This window comes from Mesorhizobium sp. ORM8.1, from assembly GCF_053005525.2.
The window spans coordinates 1-18,192 of the sequence record NZ_JBRKPX020000002.1; the positions used below are offsets into that span (position 1 = coordinate 1).

Sequence of the window (18,192 nt, forward strand, 5' to 3'; positions counted from 1 at the left end):
AATATGATGATCTTGGCGACCGCGCCGCCGCGCTCGCGAAGCCGTTGGCCGATCACGCGGGCTGCGACAGGCCCGAGATCCGGCGCATATTGGCCATTATGGCCGACGCTGGTTCGAACGCTGCGCTTGCGATTGTCCCATTGTTTGCGCAGCGGAAGGGCCGTTAGCCAGGTCGCTAAACATATCCGCGCTTCCCTAGCCCGGTAGATGTAGCCTGCTAACCTATGCGAAACCGAGCCGTGCTAAACTTAGACCTGACAAGGATGCTTTAACGGGTACAGTTCAGTCCGGACTGACCGTCGTTCGGCATCGGCCTGAGCAAGGTTGGACGCGGGGCTTTCGAGCAAGCGGAACAGCAGCTAATCGTGCAAAGCGCGCGGCTCTCGATTCCGGAAATCGATGCTCTCGCCGACGGGTTTGCACATGGCACCATCCAGCTGAACGACCTCCTGCACGGGCTGCTGAAATAATGGGACAGGCCAAACAAAAGAAAAGCCGCTACCAGCAACTGCTGAAGGACAACCCGCTGTGCTGCCTTTGTGGAGGCGTGACCAAGTCGTCCACGGTCGACCACATCCCGCCTCAGGCGTGCTTCCCGCGTGGGTTCTTCCCGGAGGGTTTTGAGTTCCCCGCGTGTGAGGCCTGCAACGGCTCGACCAAGGCGGAGGACCAGATATTCGGCTATCACATGCAGATGGGAAACCCCGACCTGTTCACCAAAGACTTGTGGTCGATGTGGCGGCTGCAGGATGGCATCAAGAACAACTATCCGGCCGCGCTCCTGAACACCAAGCTCAGCAATCAGGCCAAGGCGGCGGCACTGGCTGAAATGGGGATTCATGTGCCAGCGGACGCCGATTTGTCGAACATGCCGTTGGCTGGTGTGCCTGCAGAGTTTCCGGCGGCGGCCACGAGGATCGGGCGGAAGATGGCGTGTGCGATCTACTACAAACAAACGGGCGGCAAGTTCCTTACGAAGAAGCACTACATCTGGACCGCAACGGTTCACAGCAGCCATCCGCGCGCGTCGCAGCTAACCGACTACGTGAATAGGATGTTGCCTGAAAAAGAGGTTGGCGGCCGGGGCAACATCAAGGATTACGGCAGGCGGTTCGGTTACCGTTACGGGTACAAGGAGAAGGAGGACTTCATGATCTCCACCTCGCAGTTTGGAGTCGGGTTCATCACGATCTGTACCAGTGGCATCCTTGATAAGGGCAAAGAGCGGATACCACCCGAGGAGCTTCAGACCATTTTCCCGACGCCCAAAGAGCGGGCAGCTGTCGCTGATGCAAAGGAAGCGGAGAAGCCAGCAGCTGCCCCAAAGGTTTGATTGAGCCTAGTCCTCTACGCTGACGCTCACTTTGCCCGGTCCGTCCTCGATATGTCGGCGTATGACCTGCCCGATGCGACCAAGACACTTTCGGCCTATGCCGACGAAGCGTTGCGGAGCCTGAATGCCGAAAGGATGCCCGGCTTTGCCGGGCATCCTTCTTTCGTCCAGCGAACCGCGTACGTGATTAAATGTCCGTAATCCCTACCGCCATGTCGTCGACTGCGCTTTCGAACATCAGCGGGTTGCGGAGCGCCTGTTTCAGACGGTCGGCCCAGTCCTTGTGGGTTTCCTCCCAGGCAAGGAACGCTGTCGCGACGATGCCGCGATGGCGGAAGAGGTACTGATTGAGGATTTTCGCCGGGATATGGCCCGCGACCACCGTTGCGTTGGTCGGTTTGGCACTCGCGAAAAGCTGGAATCCGCGTGCGACGTCGCCGACATCGCCCTGGGCGGCAATGTCGGACAGGGCCTCCAGCACCGGGCCGGAGGGGGTGTTGTATTTCTTGCTCCCCTGGTTCGCAATCGCCGCCAGGATCTTCGCCAAGTTCTCAGGTTTCATCTCGGCTCCTTTCGAGCGTTGAGTGTGTGCGGCCCTTTTGCGCCTCTGGTCCGCCAGGGCCAAAAGTTCATCGGCATCTTCCTTGGTTGGCACCCACGTGCGTATTTCATGCCAGCCGGCGAGTAATCGGGCTTCCCGCTGCGTGCGTACTCGGGTTTTCGGGTCATTCGCCATCGGTACCTCCGTGAGTGGGTGGAGCCGATATAGGTCGCCGCCAAACGTTATACAAGCCAAAAAGTAACACACTTACAAAAATAGTGCGTCTGAACGGGATGTCGTGATCCGAGCCCGCATGCGGTCTTGCCCATCCGGCTTCCATCCCTGACGCATCACGAGAGCCTATCAAGCCGCCGACGCGGCCATGAGGGAGGCCAAGGAGGCTGCCCCTCTCGCCGAAGCGAAATCGACACGACCGAGGCTCCTCCGTCCTCACGGACTCCGTGCACCCGAACCACATGAATTGATTTCGCGTGTTCCTGCCCGGGTTTCGTCGGGGCTCGGACGACTAAGACGCTGAAGTCGCTCGAGGTGCCTTGAGCCTGGCGGAATGACCGATCAGGCGGCGATATGGGGTCGAACACTGACCGGGCAAACTTTGCCCGATGAAGCCGACCCAGAATGGCAGCTTACCGTGGAGCGATTCCCAACACCCGACAATCTCGAAACGGCCCCAAAGCCGCCACCCGGCAACGCACTGTGAGACAATCTCTGCCGCTTCCTGTTAGGCGAAATTACAATCGGGCCCGCTAACAATCGTGGTTGCGTCTTTAGAGACTATCCATCGACTACACTAGGCAAAGTATCTTCGACGACGCTCAAATTCCTATCGAACGCCTCGATATCGGATGCGTGGGCTCGGAGAGATCGCACCTTGTTCAGGATCGCCGCAACAGCCGCTTCTTTCTCGGGCGGTATGCGTGTGGTCACCGCTTTGGCCGCCAACGCGGAGAAATCGATAGCGGCATAAGCTGGTTCAGCGTCTGTCGCTTTCAGCCGTTCTTTTACGGGTGCGCGCCTGCTTGGCGGCGGAGCTATACGGCCTGCCTTTGCGGCAAATGTCGCGCCGCGCCGCAAGCGGGTCTGCATAAGGCCCGAGCGGTACGCGGGTGCTGCCGGCACAATCGTCGGGAGCGCAGGAGATGGAACTGCCGCGGAAGCGTCCAATGCAGGGCTTTTCGTGCGCGAAGCGTCGGTAGAGGCGGGCAGGGGCATGAACGCGCGTTTGGCGAGCTGGCCGTCGGCGAAATAGAAATTTCGCGTGCCAAGGATCGGCAGTTCCCCACGCGGCAATATGATGACCTTGTTCTTGTCGAGGGTGCGGATTTCGTCCGGCCGCATCAGGGGCCGCCGCACTTCCTTGCGGTGCTCGGAGCGAGTATAATAAGTGTCGAACAACGTAGCCTTGGTGCGCGTCACGTCCTTTTGCACGTCCGACGTTTCGCCGAGCTGCTCGGAAACGTAGCGCAGATCGTCCGCGTCCTGCGCGCCGAAAAAGATCTGCACGCGAGCGGCGTTGATGAGCGTCTTGCGCCCTTCCTGGCGATAGATCTCGTCTACAGCCTTCAGCGACTGCACGAAAAACCACATCGAAACGCCGTTGCCGCCGAGCACGCTCGCCATTTCGGTCACGTTCTCGAGCTTGCCGAGGTTCTGGAACTCGTCGAGCAGCACAAGCACCGGATGCTCGTCCGGACGCGGCATGGTTTCCGACATGAAGTTCATCATCTGCGTAATCAGGACGTTGAACAACGGTCCAAGCGAGGTGATCTGCTCGCGTCGCACGTCGAGATAAAGAGAGATCCGCTCGCGCTTGAGTTTGCGAATATCGAACGTGCTGCGCGAGGTAGCTCGCATCAGGCGCTCGTTGAGAAAGGGGGCCATGCCGGTCCGCACGCCGGCGTAGATTCCAGAAAACTGCCGCTCAGACATCTCAAAATATGGCAACAGGGTTTGCAGCGTGAAATGCGAGCATTCGCGGCGGCGTTCCTCGCGCAGCGAGCCGATGAATTCGAGGAGCGGCCGCTCGGCGCCGTTCATGATCTCGAGGATTGTGGAGAAGGTCTTCTTCTCGTTCGGGATCGCAGGCGATTCCATGACGAAGGACGCTATGCCGGTAAAGAGGAGGCGGGCATCGTTGACCCAATAGGGATCCGCGTTCGAAGGGGGGCGCGGAAACAATGCCGCAGCGATGTTGCGAAGGTCGATGTCGCGCTGTGCCGAATCCAGCGAGATGAAGTCCATGGGATTGTAGCATGCGGTATTGCCGTCCGGATCAGCTGGCGCGAAACGCACCACGCGGCTCATGGTCGAACGGTAACCAGCAGTCGCCGCATAGGTCTCGCCCCGCAGGTCGAGAACCACGAGCGAATGCGGCCAGGTCAAGGCGTTCGGGATGATGAGAGACGTGCCTTTACCGGAGCGCGGCGGCCCTATGACGAAGCCGCCGACATCATCGCCATCAATCCACAATTTCTTGCCGCCGACCAGCTTGCGGTGCCTTAAGCGGATCCTGCCGGAGCGCCGATCGCGGCCGGGCGACAAAATTTCGGCAAGCCTACCGCCGGCTCGGCCGACGAAGACGCCGCCCACTTTCGTCAGGCCGGTTTTCGATACGCCGCTCATCGTCATGAAGCGAGAGTCATTGCGCTTTCTCGGGCGCATGAGAAACAGGCTGACCAGGGGCGCAAGAAACCCTAATGCGCCCGCTGCAATGGCGTATTGGACCCGGCCAAAATTCCTCGCCATCGTGTCGCCCCAGGCCTGACGAACGACCGGCAATGGATTGGCGTTCAGCTGGTCGAACAGGACGTGGGAGCCGGTCCGGTACCAATCAGTCGCGGTATAGGCGACCGTGAAGAGCAGGACACCCAGGGCCATCGCCATGAGCACCATGAAAATTGCTGTTGCGACTTTCTGCATGGATAGGCCCCGCTAGATCGTCTCGGCCTTGGTGAACTTGATCTCGCTGATGCCGCGCCGGCCGCCTTCGGTGCGGACCATCTGGACGACCACCGGAATGACCTCGCGCAGATAGTCGAGGATTTCGCCTCGTGAGAGGCCCGTACTGCCCTGCATGACCATCAGCGCCAGCCGCTCGTAGGCGGATCGGGCGGAATTCGCATGAACGGTCGTGAGCGAACCCGGGTGGCCGGTGTTGACCGCCTGCAGGAACGCGAAGGTTTCAGCGCCGCGCAATTCGCCCAACAGCAGACGGTCGGGCCGCATGCGAAGCGAGGCCTCAAGCAGCTGTTGGGCGGAGACTTTGGCAAGGCCCTGGTCGCCCTTCGAGGCTATCAGGGTAACGTTGTTGGGAGCCGGCAGCCTCAGTTCGCGGGTGTCTTCGATCGTGATGATCCGTTCATGAGCCGGGATCTCCTTCAAGAGCGCATTCAAGAACGTCGTCTTGCCGGTCGACGTGCCGCCTGAAACGACGATCGAGACGCGGTTGCGCACCGCATACTGCAGGAACTCCATCGGCGACGTGTCCTGCAACATCTCGACAAGTCGCTTTTCTTCGGTTGACAGCGCCAAGCCGCTGCCCATCGCCGTGTCCTCGAACGCGCCAAGATCCTTGTAGGCATCAAGGCTCATATCCATGATGACCTGTTTGCGGATCGAAATCGCCCCGCCTTCGGGAGCCGCGGGCGGCAAGATGCATTGGATGCGCTCACCCGAGGGTAGCGCTGCCGACAGGACCGGTTTTTCTTCGTTTATGACCTGATTTGTCGCCGAGGCGACGCCCGTCGAGATATGCCTAATCCAGCCGGGCGTGACTTCGCGCTTGACGACGTGCTCCATTTCCTTGGCGCCGAGGCGTTCGATGAACAATTCACCTGGCCTGTTGATCGCAATCTCGGAAACCGCGTCTTCGTTCAAATAGGACCATATTGGCTCCAGATGAGCGCGCAGGACCGGGGCTCTTGCCCAAGGGTCGGGGAGGGGATGCAGGGCGTTCATTTCACCGGGCTCCCATAGCCGGGATAGAAATGATCCTTCGGAGTCGCGTAGAGGGGCGTCGGATCAATCGCCGTCTTCGGCCGCCCACCCGCCCTCAGACGCGCAACTTCTTCTTGGACGGGATCGGCGTACAAATCCGAGAAATCGAGATCTCGCCGTACCAGCACGACAATCGATGTACCCTGGTCGACGTAGACTGTCGGGCCAATGTTCTGCGTGTCGCGAAAAGCCTCTTGCGCGAGTTGCTGCAGGGCGGTCGATGATTTGTCGAACGCGATGCCGCGGGCGTCGCGCTGCGAGCCATTGCCACCATAAGTTATGGTCGTGGTCTCACCAGTTACGGGATCGATCGTCGACACCTGGCGCTGTTGTCCATCCTGGCTCCTATCGCCAAGCGAGGACAGATATTCAGAGACGCCGCCAACGACGGAAAGCATGATGGCGTTGCCGTATCGTTCAACCCAGTGCGTATCGACACGGCCGCCCATACCGCCGCGGCCGATCGCATCTGCACCGGGCGACTTGATATCGACGGAAATGCCGTCCGAGCGAATGACCCTGTTCCAGACGATGAAAACACGCTTTTGTCCGCGCGCAAGCCCCGAGCGGTATTCTCCGGTGAGGCGCGAGCCCTTCGGAATGAGGATCCGCCTGCCGTCGAGCGAAAACACGTCCTCACGCACGACAGCGCGCACCGCGCCGGGAAGGTCGGTGTTAACAGCGGTTTCCAAATAGCCGCGAAGGATCGTTCCTTCTGGGATCAACGCATCGGTGCGTCGGAAGATTTTTGCTTTGACGATGCCGGAAGAGCTTGCCTCGGACTGTGCCAGGAATGCCTTGTTGGGATCACTGTCGGCTCCGGGGACCGGGACGATCTGACCGTCGGGCGCGATTTCGACCTGTGCCGCCTGGGCGCCGGCATCCGTCGAGCCGGTTTCACCATTTGTCACCATCTGGTTCGACCGCAAGCGTTCCCACACCGCCTTTTCATGCTCGGCGGCCTCAGCCTTGCGGCGAGCCTCGTCCTCAGCCGCGGCCTTGCGGCGGGCCTCTTCCGCCTCGGCCTTGCGGCGAGCTTCCTCGGCCGCCATTTGTGCCTCCAGCGCGCGCCGCTGCGCATCAAGGTCTGCGCCCTCCTGCACGGTCTGATCGACATTGTCAGCCTGCTGCGTGCCACTCTGGTCGGCGGCCGGCGGGGGCACCACGATCTGGTCGATCGTGCCGTCGGCAGGTTGAGGCGGCTCGTTCAACGCCGGCGGGCGAAACTCCGGCGGGTTGAAGTTTTCCTCGCCATCGCTGCGAAGATCGCGCGATACCGGCTCTCGAGGCCAGTTCAGCCATATCAGCGCGCCCACCAGCACCACGCCGAGGCCGACCAGGGCGATTTTGGTACCCACACCCGCACCGCGCCGCGCGACCGTCGGGCTGCCGTCCAGTTGGTTATAGTCGATCTGCGTCATCACCGCCCCCCGCTGGATCCGAACAGGGTGGAACCACCTGTCAGTTTCGTTGGACCGTAGACCTGCTCGATTGGATCGATGGCGTTGGGTCGAGCCCGGTTGTAAAGGCACAGCGTCTTGCCATCGGCTCGCAAGGTGAACTGCCGTGCCACCTTGTCGATGACGGTGTATTTGCCCTGCGTGCGAACGTTGACCAGAGACTCATGGCGCTTGTCGTCGACCACGAAAATCGCCGGAATGTCACCCTTGAATTCCAGAAACACCTTGGTGCCGTCGTCGAATACGGTGCGCGGCTTCAAGCTGTCATCGCCTTTGTACGCATAGTCGTAATTGAGATCGGCATAGTTCAGGTGCTTCAAATCCGGATCGGCGGCGCTCTCCTTGGCCTGTGAGAGCAGGCGCGCGTTGATATCCTCGTCCGGGTATTTGAACCGGACCTGGAAGGATGCGCGGTCGCGGCTATTGTCAGTTGCCTGCAGCAGCAGGGAATAGACGCGCCGGTTGGTGACGACGTTGACATTGGTCCAGGCATCGCGCTCCAGCGGCTTGACGAACAGAAATCTGGATCCACGTTTGGGAATGATCGACCAGCCCTTCGTGTCGCCAGCGGAGACAGTTTCGATGACTTCGGTCGGACTGAGTTCGACCATGGTTGAAATACCGAGAGCGGCGCGCACCGTGGTCACGTCGTCATTGTTGAAGGTGACATATCGGATGCGGCCATCGCGCGCCGTCGCGCTATGGGGTGCGTAGAAGAGAAGGGCGGCATACAGCACTAGCTTCAGGCGCCGTCTCATTGCAGGCTCCCCGCGGCCGGCGCCGATTCCTGGTCGCGGCGGTAATCCGTAACCTGAAATCCCAACGGGTTGTCGAAACGCCATTCGTTCTTGAGCGGCGTGGAGGTGTAGCGGAATTTTATCACCGCCACCCAATTGTTGGCCGTGGACGAATTGTCCCGACGCGTCGTCGTGGCAAAGCGCACCGAGGCCGTGTTGCGATTGAGCAGGGAAACCGACTTGATCTCGACCGCGACAGTGACATTGCGGCCATAGATCTTGTCGAGCGATTGCGGATTTGCAGGTGTGAAAAGCCATGTCAAATCCTTGGACGCCGCGTCGGTGGAGTAGAGCTGCGCCAGGTCGTAATTCTGTTTCAGTTCACGGGGATCAAAGGTTTCGCGGGCACGAATGTAGCGCACCAGATTTGCCGCCGTAACGGCCTCGTTCTGCGATAAATCTCCAGGCTTCAGCGCGCGCATGATCTCGAGGTAGCCCGTCGATTTGTCGACCTCGACAACGTAGGGTTCGAACTGGCGGAGCGGCAGGATCAGCACGAGCGCCAGCAGCGACAGCACCGCCACCAGTCCGGAAACGCCGCTGACGATCCATGCCAATGTGCGCGACCGCCGCATTGACCTGTGCGTGTCGTCTTCCCAGGTCGCGCCCGCTCTGTAATAGCGTCTGTCGACGAGCTCGCTGCCGCTGTTAGCAGCTGTTTCCGATGGTGTTGACACTTACGATTGCCTCGTTTGCGTGACGCATTCTGATCCAGGGCTGCGATCGATGATCGTTCGTATGTTCTAGGCCAGAGGCCTGGCGTTATCGCGCGCACCTTGCTGGATGGCGGAGCGAGCCGCGTCGTCCGCCCTTGCTGCTCGCGGGGATCGGAAGCGGTTTGCGGCGAGCTGCCGGGCGCCCCGAGCGGCGCGGCCGGCGGCCCATCGTGCACCGGAGTAGCGCACGGCGTTTCTGCCGAAGTTTCTATAAGGGTTGTATGCGCCCACGGTGCTGAGATACCCGCCGCCATTCAGGATGGAAGCAATCGAGGGTATCTGCATGAGAACGTAGATCCCGATGATCGTCACCAGCACCAAGGGCAGCACCAGCGACATCTTGCTGTCCATGGTCGCTCCGCCGGACGTGGCGGTGTTCAGGGCCGCATTGACGAGCGAGAAGTAGAAACCGAGAAAGCCGTAGATCAGGATTTGCTGGATCATGAGAAAGGTGGTGAGCGAAAGGAAGCCTTCGCTCATGCGCGAGGACCATCGGTAAAGCCAAAGGATGATCCATATCGGCGCCAGGGCGAGCGTGATGAACAACATCACCTTGGCGGCGATGATCGCGGCAATGGCAAGCGCTGCGAAGATGATGGCCGACAGCAGGACGAGCAGCGACAAGAGCGCGCCAAAAATGTCGTAGAAGGATCCGCTATAAACCTGATTGGCGACGTCCTGCGCCCCTTGGTAGAGGTTGTCGATCAGCGCTGGAATTGCCGCCTGGTCGTTGAGCTGATTCCCAGTGGCTCGCGACACGGCGCCGACGATGACCTTGCCGACCTCATCTGGAATGCTTTGAACAAGCTGGTAGATCGTCGCGGAGAATGTGCCCCATCCGGTCAGCAGCAGATAGATGATGACGGCGCGGCCGAGGCGATAGGCCGCTTCAAGCGGCGAGATCGACTCCCGCCCGCTCAGGATCGAATAGCCCCACCACACGATATAGAGGGTCAGCATGAGGGTGAAGACGTTGCCCATCGCATTGCCCAACTGCATGTAGACGGTGCGGACGAAGTCCTCACCGATGTTGTCAATGCCACCCAGAATGCTTGCGGCGAGACCGTTCATGGATCCTCGTCAATGATGTTGGCGAACGGCGTTGAATTGACCGGTTTTAGCGCGCCGCATTCGTCGGCGTGGGCATACGCCAGAGGCCCACACGGCGCTTTCCGTTCGCGATTTGCGCATCCGAAAAGCACGGCGCCGAGCCCAATTACAACGCATATGTGCAACGCCCGCCTCGACAAGCGCTAGCCTCCGCTCTTGCCAAATTCCGCGAACGGATTGACGTTGCGCGGTGTCATCATCTTCTGCACCTGGCTTTGACGAAGAAGATCCCCCTTCAGCTTCTCATTCAGGGCGGCGACCGCGCCGTTCTGGACACCGATCAATTCGTTGACCGCGCGCGCGTTTTCCAGCTGCATTCGTGTGTTCTGGTCCACCGATCCCTTGACGTCCTGCGACTGCCCAATCTGCCCGCTCGCGGATTGCAGGGACTGTTGGCGCTGGGTGACGCCCTGCGAGGCCTGCGAAGTCAGCGCGCTTAGCAGCGAGGCCACGTTGACGCTGCCGCCATAGGCTGTGTTGACGGCGCTTGTCTCCTTGCCGGCAATCTGCTGGAGTTGTTTCACCAGCTGGAGCCCATTGATGACGGCGCCGGCGATTTTCTGGATTTCGGGCGACAGGCCACCAAACGAAAGCGCGCCGCCATTCAGGATCGATCCGAACGACGGCGCCTGGGCAATCGACATGTTGCCGCCAAGGCCCATTTGTCCGATGCCGAGCGAACCGTCACGACTGCCGCTGAGAGCCTGCAGGATCTCCTCGCTCTTTTTCAGAATATCCTTGTTCGAATCCATGATGGAGTTGGTGTTGTCCGCATTCTTGCGGGCGACATCGAGATTGGCGCCATCAATGACGGCAATCTGTGCGTGGGCCGTGCTTGCCCAAAGCGCCAGACTGGTAGCAATCGCGAATTTTTTCATGTCAGCCTCCTATTGCTGTAGAGAATTGATCACGCTGGCAGCGCCGGCAGGATCACTGGTGATGATCATCGAGCTGCTGTCGGCCGAGCTTGCCCCCGCGTTCTCAAGTGCGCATGGTAGCCACCGGCCGCGATCGATCCTCAATCGTTCCAGTTCCGCGGGATCACAAGAGAACGGGCTTGGAGAGCCGCTCTTCGGCTGTTGCACCAGCTTGGACGACTGCGATGCCTGAACATTCTGCAACGATAGAAGTTGGGCCAGCAACGTCGTAAAATCCCCCGCCTGGGCGAGGTACTGGTTGGTGACATCGGCGTTGATCCCGCGAGCCGACGAGTTCAGCTCCCACGCATCTTTGTATTCGGTCACCTGGCCAACAGAGCCCGAGAGCGCCTCGATTGCCGCGTCGTTGGTGCCCATCTGCGACGAGCTTGCATCGAGGCCGCCCGCAGCCTTCCTGACCGCGCCCATAGCGTCGTTCTGGGCCGAGCCGCCTGCGCCGTCGGCGGTTACGATCGAGAAGGGTGGCGGCGCAGCGGCCGGAGCCTCGCCGCTCGATACATAGTCGTTGAAGTAGCTGTTCCAACGGCCGACACCACCGGCCCACTGGTTCTGCTCGCCTGCGTTCGATCCGTTGTAGAACGAGGCGAGACAGCTGTAATTCGTCGCCCCGCATTGCTTCACGCCCATTCCGAGGTATTTGACGCCGCCTTCGACGTTCTGCTCGTTCACGTCGCGGTCAAGTCCCATGGACTTGCCGGTGCCCTTGGTCAGCTGCATGACACCTTTGACGCCGGTATGGCTCCCGGCGCATGTGTCGAATCGTGATTCCTGATAGGCAACGGAAAGCGCCAGGCCTTCGGGCACACCGTACTTTTGCGCATAATAGCGGATCATCTTCACGTTGCCCGCGTCGCGCTGCAACGCTTCGGCAGGCGACCGGCGAAACATCTGTGAGCGGTATTTGTTCGAATAGGTGCAAACGACGCTTTTCTTCTTGTCGGTTTCGTCCTTCTTGGCCTCATCCGACTTCGTACTGTGCTGCTCGTCCTCTTGCCGCTTGTCGAGGTTCGGCCCGTCGATGACGGCGATCTGAGCGACAGCCACGGTCGTGCTTCCGGCTGTCGCGAGAGCCACGGCCAGACAAAAGCTGCTAAGCCGCTTCGTCATGCTCGTCCTCCCATCCGCAGAAGTACGGTAGCCACATCTGCGGCTCGTCGCCGAAGGTTTCCCGGAGCCGTGCGCATTCCTTGCTGTTGGCTTCGTTCGAGGACAAGACCTTGATGAGATCGGGCATCGCCGACAAATCGAGCTTGGCTACAACCGAGTCGCTGTCGTGCTTGACGAGGAAGGTGCGTGTTTCCTTCGCGGTCCGGCGCACGAACTCGAATTCCTTCGCTGTCAGCGAGAAGCGCTCCATGTAGGACTCTTTGCCCGCCTTCGGATTGGGGAAGAAAATGTTGGTCTTCGTTTGCTCGATCAGCGACGACGAGATGGAAGAATTGACGACGTCTTCCGCCGTCTGCGTGCCGAAGCCGACGACGCCGTTGCGCCGACGAATGGTCTTCAGTGTCTCATTGATGAAGGCAGCGAAAACCTCATCGTCCAGCAGCTTCCAGCCTTCATCGAGGAAGAGCATGATCGGCGAGCCATCGATGATGTCCTCGAGACGGTGGAAGATGTAGAGCAACGCCGCCGAGCGCAGCTTTCTGTCGCCCAGGATCCTGGTCATGTCGAAGCCGACGACGGGTTTTGAGAAATCGACCAGATCGACGGGATTGTTGAAAAGCCAGCCCTTGTCCTTCGGGTCGAGCCAAGGTTGTATGCGCGCCGCCAGATCGTTCATGCCAGGCATGAGCGAGCCCCGCAGCACTTCCGGCAGCAGGTCGAAGGTCCGCTGCTGGCGCGGAATCTTATAGATCATGTCGACGGCGGCGTTGATGACGCGCATCTCCGCCACTTCAAGCGCGCCGCTTTCCGGCGTCAGAATGTAGATGAGCAAATCTTCCAGGAAAGAACGGTTTTCTGACGTATCATCAAGCTGCAACGGCGCGAACCCGGTCGGCTGGGAAGGTTCCATCACCTCGTAGCGACCGCCGAGCGCCCGAACGAAAATCTCGGCGCCGCGCATGTAATCGAAATAAACACATCGTGGCCGCGGCATGATGCGCATGGCCTGCGCCATCAGGAACGACAGCACGACGGTCTTGCCCGAGCCGGTCGGGCCGAACACCGTGAAGTGCCCGACATCGTGAACGTGGAAATTGAAATAGTAGGCCGTCTGGCTGGTTGTTTCGAGCAAGGCGATGGGCCGGTTCCAATGCAGCCGCTCGCGTTGGCCGGACGGGAAATTGTGTCCTGAAAAAAGGCCGGCGAAATTCAGCGACGAGATCAACGCACGTCGCGCGATGTAGCTGAAGTTTCCCGGCAACTGCGCCCAGAAAGCCAGTTCCGTGTTGAGTGTCTCGCGGACCGGCACGATCGACATGCGCGAAAGCTCCGCCGTAATGTCGGACAGCGCACGGTTGAGGCCGTTCATGTCCGAGGCCAATGCCATGACGCTCATGTGATGCTGTCCGAACACGACTTCGCCGCCGGCCAGCTTGTCGGCGCCGTCATGGACGGAGACCTCGACCGTCGTGCCCGCCTCGTCGGAACCCTCAACCTGGTTGGCGATGGTGTTGATCCTGCGCATCGCCGTTACACGGTCTTCGATCGCGAAACTCTGGGTCAGGACAAACTCATGTGGCAGGCGCAAGAGACCGTCCAATGAGCCCGGAGCCGTGAACGGCGGGTATTCCTTGATTGAAACCATGGCGCCGAGCTTGGCGGCGTCCGGCCCGCGAAGTTCCAACGCCGACTTGCCGAAAAACAGCTGTCGCGTCGCCAGAACATCGCCAAGGGACATGCGCGGCAAAGGCATTTCCACGTCGATGCCGCCGGCGAGGATCTTCGCCAAAAATTCCGCGGGCTCGGAAAAGAAACTGTCGCGGCGCTTCACGACGCCGAGAAGACGCGCACCATAGGCCGTGAAATCCTTGACCATCCCGTCAAGGATGTCATGCAGTTCGACTATTGCATCTTCGCGGGTTTCTTCGCCTGCGGTGCTGATGCGGAACGCATTGAGCGCCTTGTCCACCCAGCCGACCCGGCCGACCATCGGACGGCGTATGACCGTCAGATACGCCTCGTTGACGAAAAGGTTCTTTGACCCAAGCTCATCCATGTAGCGGGCGTCGAGCTCGGCCACGAAAGGATTGTCAAAGTCGCCTTCGATCTCCGGCGTCACGTGGCGGCGGATGATCGTTGTGTAGACCGCAAAGCGAGAGGTCGAGAGATTGCGGAACGTCGTGTTGCGGTTGAACATACGGCTGTTCAACTCGGCCTGGTCCATGGTCTGGAACGGCAGGCCGCTGAGCTGGATGGCGCCGACCAGAAAGCCGCTCTTCGTCACGATCAGATTGTCATCGACATGGCGAAGGTAGGGGATGTGCATCGCAGCCGGCTTTTCGCGGCGGCGCTCACGGCCAAATTTCAGCTCCGCGTCGAGGCTCATGGCGAATAGCTCCTCGCCCCCCAGAAAGTGAGGTTCGCCACGGCTCCGCGTTTGGAGACGCGGCGTTCGAAAATGTGAAAGATGTAGGGGTCACGCTGGCACAGATATGCGCTGACCAGATGCACCACGCCGAACACGCCAAGGCCGAGCATGAAGCTGCTCGTGGCGATAAAGCCGATCACCGCCAGGATGCCATTCAGTGCAAAAACTTCATAGCGCACGCCCCATTTCATTGGGGGGCGTGTTAGTGGCAGGCTGACCGGCTCGACGTAGACTTCCTCGTCATCCATGTCTCAGCTGCCTCCCGCGGTCGCGCGAACCGCATCCACCAGCTGGGCAGCGCCGAAGATCAGAGCGATGCCAATGATGATGGAAAAAGCCATCATCCACGCCAGCCGGCCCGTCATGGCGAGGAAGCCGAGAAAACAGACCGCGATGATGGCGAATGAGCGGGCTATGTTGCCCTGCAGAACTCCGACGAACCACTGCAGCACGTTTTCGACGGGCGCGGCCGACTGGGCGTATGCGGTGGCTGGCACCAGAGCTATTCCGACCGCCGAGGCCAAGGCCAATTTCAGGGCAAATTTGCCCGCTTTCCTGTATTCCACCCTTGGCTCCTTTCAGTTGCCGAAATCCATGACATGACCCTCCTGCCAAGCGTCTCCGCTTGCTGGCGGAGCGGCCGCGAGCATTTCGGATTTGGTCAGGACGGACTTCCTCACAACACCGCCGAACTTCCAGCGGTTCAGTATTTTCACGATGTATTCCGCCGTCTCCGGATTCACCGGAATCCCTTGCGCCTTGTAGACGCTGTTAGGCCCGGCGTTGTAAGCCGCCAGCATCAGCAGCGGATCCTGGAACTCGTCATAGAGTGACTTCAGATAGCGCAAGCCAGCCCGAACGTTCGCCCGCGTATCGCAACGGTCGCGCACGCCGAGATCGGCCGCCGTCGCCGGCATCAACTGCATGATCCCAAGGGCTCCGGCCTTGGAAGGACCCTGATTGGCGCCGAGATCGCTTTCAGCCCATGCAATCGCCTCGGCCAGATCGGCGTCGAAGCCTTCGTCCCGCGCGATTGAACGCACAAGTTCGGCGACTTCAGTACGGTTCCCGGTCTTGCACGCCCCAGGCCCCTGCGCCCCGACTGAGGGAAGGGCTTGCGCCGGCGTTGCAAAGGCGACTGCGACGCGGTCTGATGCCAGATCCCGGCCGTGAGCTTCCAAGGGCATTGTAGCGGCACACAGAGTGAGCAGGAGAGCTGTTCGAGTGTTCATACTGTCGCCAAAATTTAACACTTTACTATGGCTACACGCAGCCCTAGTAAAGTGTCAATACCATATGCACCGCGAGGACGGATTTCGATGAAACAGACGGCCCTTTGCACGGTTTTTCTGCTCCAGGGTGCCGTGGCTTATGCTGCAGGCGCCGACGCCCCGAGTGCCTTCTCGCAGCCGTCAGAGCACTACCTGCTCCAGTTTGCGAAGCCGGGCGAAAAGGTGTTTGTCTATGAACGCTACGATGCGAAAGGCGTACTCTTTCAGCGTGATGCGGCCGCTATCATCGGGCCAGTTAAAGTGCCGTCGGCGACCGAGCGCGTGGTCAACGGGGTCACATACCGGCTTCGCGGCCTTGCCGCCTGCCCAAAACCGAAGATTGCGTACAAGACGCAGCAGTGGGATTGCACGAAAGCCGCGCAGGACTACGAAGAGGCAATCTACAACAACCGTGCATCTGTCGTGCTTTGCAAAACACTTGTGCTGCAAAGCAGGAAGGGTGAACCCGACGCTGTGTCGTGTTTCTCTCTCGTGGGTGCGGGCAATGCAAACGACCCGTACAACGTCGCCTACGATGATGACGAAATGGTTTTTTTCGACATGGCGGCAATCGGACGCAACAAGGACGGCAAGTCGCTGCGCCCCGATCTGGAGCATTCCGCCGACCTCGGTGGACAGTTCCAGGAATGAAAAAGGCGATCTTCGCCGTGCTGGCGGCATTTGGTTTGTGCGCATCGGCACAGGCCCAGGATGCATCCGAGTCTGCCGTGCGAACGCCCTTCGCGGTATCGAAATCGGCTCAACTGCTGACTGGAGATACGTGGCGTGACGGCGACCACCTTTTCCGCCTCTATGGCGTGCAGTCATGTCTTCGCGGCACGTCGGCTGAACAGCCAAATGGGAACAAACTCGATTGCGGGAACATCTCGCTGGCGCACCTTGCTGCGGTGTTCGATAGCGCTGCGGTGACATGCCAGCCAATCGGCTACGCCCTCGACAAGGCGGCCTTTGTCGTCTGCGGTGCGCAGCTCAATGGCGACACAATCGACGTCGGCACCGCGCTCATAGCGACCGGATACGCGTTTGCCGCAACGACAGCGAAGGGCAAAGCCGTCAATGAGAACTACCTCGTCGCGGAAATCAACGCTAAGATGAAACGTGCAGGTTTGTGGGGCATGACGTTTCAGCATCCTGTTCAGCTGCTGCTAAATAAGCGGTCGGAGAGACAACAATGAAGCACGACGATGAGGCGCACAAATATTACTATCCCGTGGAAGGACGCGGTGACGGCGCTATTGGCGGAGCTGCGGCGTTCTTGGCGATCATCTTGGTGCCTGCAGGGCTGTATGCGGCCTGGAACACCGTGGCTGCATGGATTTCAGCACTCTTCTCCTAGGACTGCAGTTTCGTGAAAGAACCGAGCAACGCGCGCAAATCGTCGACGTCAATCTCGCACCAGCCATGAGCCGTCAGCCGTTGAAAGTAAGCAGCCTTCATTTTCATTTCCGCGATCGTGGCTACTGGTGCAATGGCAGCACGCCTTCGCACTGCGGCCTCTTCCGCCATAATCGCGTCCAGCTTTTGACCCAGCAGAACCGCATCCTTCCCCTCGGCCTCCATCGCTTGCTTGCCGAGACTTTCAAGCTCGGCGACGCTCTGACGATGTTCCGCAATCAGTTTCGCGACGCCTTCTGCCGCTTCCATCTGTCGGTTGCTGCAGACCAGTTGAATAGGCATCGTGTTGCTCCTGGCTTACATCGGTCAGACACAGATAGCCGTGGAGGTGAGGAAAAATAGGGATGGCACCATCCCTATTTTGAAGCGACCAATTCTGAAAGACAGGGGGCGGGGGGCGCCTGCGTAGAAGGATTGGCTTCTGATGTTTCGTGCCCTGGTGGTCGAAGACCAGACGCTTATGCGTCTGGCACTGATGAACGAAGTGCAAGCAAGCTTCGAAAAATGCGTCGTTCTGGGCGCCGAAACGCTGAACATCGCGACCGTAGAACTTCAAAACAACCATTTCGACATTGTCGTGATCGATCCTGGCTTACCCGGTTTTGATCCCACCTCACAAGGCGATCGCGTCGCTGTCGTCGATAGGATCATCGAGGCTTCACCCAGTGCCATCCATATTGTCGTCACCGGTTCCGACAACCGCTCCGAGGCAGATGGTTTCCGGCGAATCGGCGCCGCCGCCTATCTCGGCAAGACCGGCCTTGCGCCCGGCGTGTTCAGCGACGTACTGGACGACATTTCCACAAAGGGATTCTCCTTGCGCCTGTCGCGGGCTGTCATGACCAAGCCCGATTACCGCTTTTCCGTCCTTACACCGCGCGAACAGGAGGCCATTGACATGATGGCGCACCGCGCACCCGGCGTGAAACGCAAGGAGATCTTTTCGCTCATGGCCGATCGGCTCGGCATCGATGCCGGCTCGGCCGAGAAGTACTACAAGCAGGCTCGCGCCAAGCTCATGAGGCAAGGTCATCCGCTACCGCAGGGACTGTGATCGC

At 59.8% G+C, this 18,192-nt stretch carries 19 protein-coding genes; 5 read left to right on the forward strand and 14 right to left on the reverse strand.

Going from position 1 to position 18,192, the window contains the following annotated elements:
* Window positions 1-469: 469 nt before the first annotated feature.
* Window positions 470-1,333 (forward strand): hypothetical protein, encoded by an 864-nt coding sequence (locus ACVDG8_RS36885; protein ID WP_447250556.1) that lies wholly within the window; start codon window positions 470-472, stop codon window positions 1,331-1,333.
* 187 nt (window positions 1,334-1,520) lie between these two features.
* Here ACVDG8_RS36885 and ACVDG8_RS36890 read toward each other — a convergent pair whose 3' ends face one another.
* The 13 genes from ACVDG8_RS36890 to ACVDG8_RS36950 form a co-directional block, all read right to left on the reverse strand.
* Complete coding sequence (locus ACVDG8_RS36890; protein WP_447250557.1) at window positions 1,521-2,069, reverse strand: hypothetical protein; 549 nt, start codon at window positions 2,067-2,069, stop codon at window positions 1,521-1,523.
* Window positions 2,070-2,669: 600 nt separating this feature from the next.
* Window positions 2,670-4,814, reverse strand: a complete 2,145-nt coding sequence (locus ACVDG8_RS36895) for a type IV secretory system conjugative DNA transfer family protein (protein ID WP_447250558.1) — start codon at window positions 4,812-4,814, stop codon at window positions 2,670-2,672.
* A gap of 12 nt (window positions 4,815-4,826) precedes the next feature.
* Window positions 4,827-5,852, reverse strand: coding sequence for a P-type DNA transfer ATPase VirB11 (gene virB11, locus ACVDG8_RS36900; RefSeq protein ID WP_447250559.1), 1,026 nt, complete (start codon window positions 5,850-5,852; stop codon window positions 4,827-4,829).
* Window positions 5,849-7,312, reverse strand: coding sequence for a type IV secretion system protein VirB10 (virB10, locus tag ACVDG8_RS36905; protein ID WP_447250560.1), 1,464 nt, complete (start codon window positions 7,310-7,312; stop codon window positions 5,849-5,851). The genes virB11 and virB10 overlap by 4 nt, the downstream gene beginning before the upstream one ends.
* The gene (locus ACVDG8_RS36910) at window positions 7,312-8,109 is read right to left on the reverse strand and encodes a TrbG/VirB9 family P-type conjugative transfer protein (RefSeq protein WP_455707898.1); all 798 of its coding nucleotides are present in this window, start codon (window positions 8,107-8,109) and stop codon (window positions 7,312-7,314) included. The genes virB10 and ACVDG8_RS36910 overlap by 1 nt, the downstream gene beginning before the upstream one ends.
* Window positions 8,106-8,825 carry a virB8 family protein gene (locus tag ACVDG8_RS36915; protein ID WP_447250562.1) on the reverse strand — a complete coding sequence of 240 codons (720 nt, stop codon included), beginning with the start codon at window positions 8,823-8,825 and terminating at the stop codon, window positions 8,106-8,108. The genes ACVDG8_RS36910 and ACVDG8_RS36915 overlap by 4 nt, the downstream gene beginning before the upstream one ends.
* A 66-nt stretch (window positions 8,826-8,891) precedes the next feature.
* The gene (locus ACVDG8_RS36920; RefSeq protein ID WP_447250563.1) at window positions 8,892-9,935 is read right to left on the reverse strand and encodes a type IV secretion system protein; all 1,044 of its coding nucleotides are present in this window, start codon (window positions 9,933-9,935) and stop codon (window positions 8,892-8,894) included.
* 182 nt (window positions 9,936-10,117) lie between these two features.
* Window positions 10,118-10,852: a type IV secretion system protein gene (locus ACVDG8_RS36925; protein WP_447250564.1), complete on the reverse strand. Its 735-nt coding sequence runs from the start codon at window positions 10,850-10,852 to the stop codon at window positions 10,118-10,120.
* A 9-nt stretch (window positions 10,853-10,861) separates the two neighbouring features.
* Complete coding sequence (locus tag ACVDG8_RS36930) at window positions 10,862-12,019, reverse strand: transglycosylase SLT domain-containing protein (RefSeq protein WP_447250565.1); 1,158 nt, start codon at window positions 12,017-12,019, stop codon at window positions 10,862-10,864.
* A complete protein-coding gene (locus ACVDG8_RS36935) occupies window positions 12,003-14,405 on the reverse strand; it encodes a VirB4 family type IV secretion/conjugal transfer ATPase (RefSeq protein WP_447250566.1) in 2,403 nt (800 codons plus the stop codon). The genes ACVDG8_RS36930 and ACVDG8_RS36935 overlap by 17 nt, the downstream gene beginning before the upstream one ends.
* Window positions 14,402-14,695, reverse strand: coding sequence for a type IV secretion system protein VirB3 (locus tag ACVDG8_RS36940; protein WP_006339854.1), 294 nt, complete (start codon window positions 14,693-14,695; stop codon window positions 14,402-14,404). Before ACVDG8_RS36940 ends, ACVDG8_RS36935 begins: the two co-directional genes overlap by 4 nt.
* Before the next feature lie 3 nt (window positions 14,696-14,698).
* Entirely contained in the window at window positions 14,699-15,013 is a 315-nt protein-coding gene (locus ACVDG8_RS36945; RefSeq protein ID WP_447250567.1) for a TrbC/VirB2 family protein, read from the reverse strand.
* A gap of 12 nt (window positions 15,014-15,025) precedes the next feature.
* Window positions 15,026-15,628 carry a transglycosylase SLT domain-containing protein gene (locus ACVDG8_RS36950; RefSeq protein WP_455707899.1) on the reverse strand — a complete coding sequence of 201 codons (603 nt, stop codon included), beginning with the start codon at window positions 15,626-15,628 and terminating at the stop codon, window positions 15,026-15,028.
* Window positions 15,629-15,766: 138 nt separating this feature from the next.
* Here ACVDG8_RS36950 and ACVDG8_RS36955 point away from each other — a divergent pair, with 138 nt between their 5' ends.
* From ACVDG8_RS36955 to ACVDG8_RS36965, 3 genes are read left to right on the forward strand one after another with little or no spacing between them, the layout of a single operon-like run.
* A complete protein-coding gene (locus tag ACVDG8_RS36955) occupies window positions 15,767-16,369 on the forward strand; it encodes a hypothetical protein (RefSeq protein WP_447250568.1) in 603 nt (200 codons plus the stop codon).
* The gene (locus ACVDG8_RS36960; RefSeq protein ID WP_447250569.1) at window positions 16,366-16,914 is read left to right on the forward strand and encodes a thermonuclease family protein; all 549 of its coding nucleotides are present in this window, start codon (window positions 16,366-16,368) and stop codon (window positions 16,912-16,914) included. Before ACVDG8_RS36955 ends, ACVDG8_RS36960 begins: the two co-directional genes overlap by 4 nt.
* Window positions 16,911-17,075 (forward strand): hypothetical protein, encoded by a 165-nt coding sequence (locus ACVDG8_RS36965; protein ID WP_181061387.1) that lies wholly within the window; start codon window positions 16,911-16,913, stop codon window positions 17,073-17,075. The genes ACVDG8_RS36960 and ACVDG8_RS36965 overlap by 4 nt, the downstream gene beginning before the upstream one ends.
* Here ACVDG8_RS36965 and ACVDG8_RS36970 read toward each other — a convergent pair.
* Entirely contained in the window at window positions 17,072-17,416 is a 345-nt protein-coding gene (locus ACVDG8_RS36970) for a hypothetical protein (protein WP_447250570.1), read from the reverse strand. The genes ACVDG8_RS36965 and ACVDG8_RS36970 overlap by 4 nt on opposite strands.
* A 142-nt stretch (window positions 17,417-17,558) precedes the next feature.
* Between ACVDG8_RS36970 and ACVDG8_RS36975 the strand changes: the two genes are divergently transcribed.
* Entirely contained in the window at window positions 17,559-18,188 is a 630-nt protein-coding gene (locus ACVDG8_RS36975) for a response regulator (protein ID WP_455707900.1), read from the forward strand.
* Window positions 18,189-18,192: the final 4 nt, after the last annotated feature.

Excerpts from the sequence above, each read along its gene's own strand:
- ACVDG8_RS36885 (WP_447250556.1), top strand. The coding sequence starts at position 470 with ATGGGACAGGCCAAACAAAAGAAAAGCCGCTACCAGCAACTGCTGAAG.
- ACVDG8_RS36890 (WP_447250557.1), bottom strand. The coding sequence starts at position 2,069 with ATGGCGAATGACCCGAAAACCCGAGTACGCACGCAGCGGGAAGCCCGA.
- ACVDG8_RS36895 (WP_447250558.1), bottom strand. The coding sequence starts at position 4,814 with ATGCAGAAAGTCGCAACAGCAATTTTCATGGTGCTCATGGCGATGGCC.
- virB11 (WP_447250559.1), bottom strand. The coding sequence starts at position 5,852 with ATGAACGCCCTGCATCCCCTCCCCGACCCTTGGGCAAGAGCCCCGGTC.
- virB10 (WP_447250560.1), bottom strand. The coding sequence starts at position 7,312 with ATGACGCAGATCGACTATAACCAACTGGACGGCAGCCCGACGGTCGCG.
- ACVDG8_RS36910 (WP_455707898.1), bottom strand. The coding sequence starts at position 8,109 with ATGAGACGGCGCCTGAAGCTAGTGCTGTATGCCGCCCTTCTCTTCTAC.
- ACVDG8_RS36920 (WP_447250563.1), bottom strand. The coding sequence starts at position 9,935 with ATGAACGGTCTCGCCGCAAGCATTCTGGGTGGCATTGACAACATCGGT.
- ACVDG8_RS36925 (WP_447250564.1), bottom strand. The coding sequence starts at position 10,852 with ATGAAAAAATTCGCGATTGCTACCAGTCTGGCGCTTTGGGCAAGCACG.
- ACVDG8_RS36930 (WP_447250565.1), bottom strand. The coding sequence starts at position 12,019 with ATGACGAAGCGGCTTAGCAGCTTTTGTCTGGCCGTGGCTCTCGCGACA.
- ACVDG8_RS36935 (WP_447250566.1), bottom strand. The coding sequence starts at position 14,405 with ATGAGCCTCGACGCGGAGCTGAAATTTGGCCGTGAGCGCCGCCGCGAA.
- ACVDG8_RS36940 (WP_006339854.1), bottom strand. The coding sequence starts at position 14,695 with ATGGATGACGAGGAAGTCTACGTCGAGCCGGTCAGCCTGCCACTAACA.
- ACVDG8_RS36955 (WP_447250568.1), top strand. The coding sequence starts at position 15,767 with ATGAAACAGACGGCCCTTTGCACGGTTTTTCTGCTCCAGGGTGCCGTG.
- ACVDG8_RS36960 (WP_447250569.1), top strand. The coding sequence starts at position 16,366 with ATGAAAAAGGCGATCTTCGCCGTGCTGGCGGCATTTGGTTTGTGCGCA.
- ACVDG8_RS36965 (WP_181061387.1), top strand. The coding sequence starts at position 16,911 with ATGAAGCACGACGATGAGGCGCACAAATATTACTATCCCGTGGAAGGA.
- ACVDG8_RS36970 (WP_447250570.1), bottom strand. The coding sequence starts at position 17,416 with ATGCCTATTCAACTGGTCTGCAGCAACCGACAGATGGAAGCGGCAGAA.
- ACVDG8_RS36975 (WP_455707900.1), top strand. The coding sequence starts at position 17,559 with ATGTTTCGTGCCCTGGTGGTCGAAGACCAGACGCTTATGCGTCTGGCA.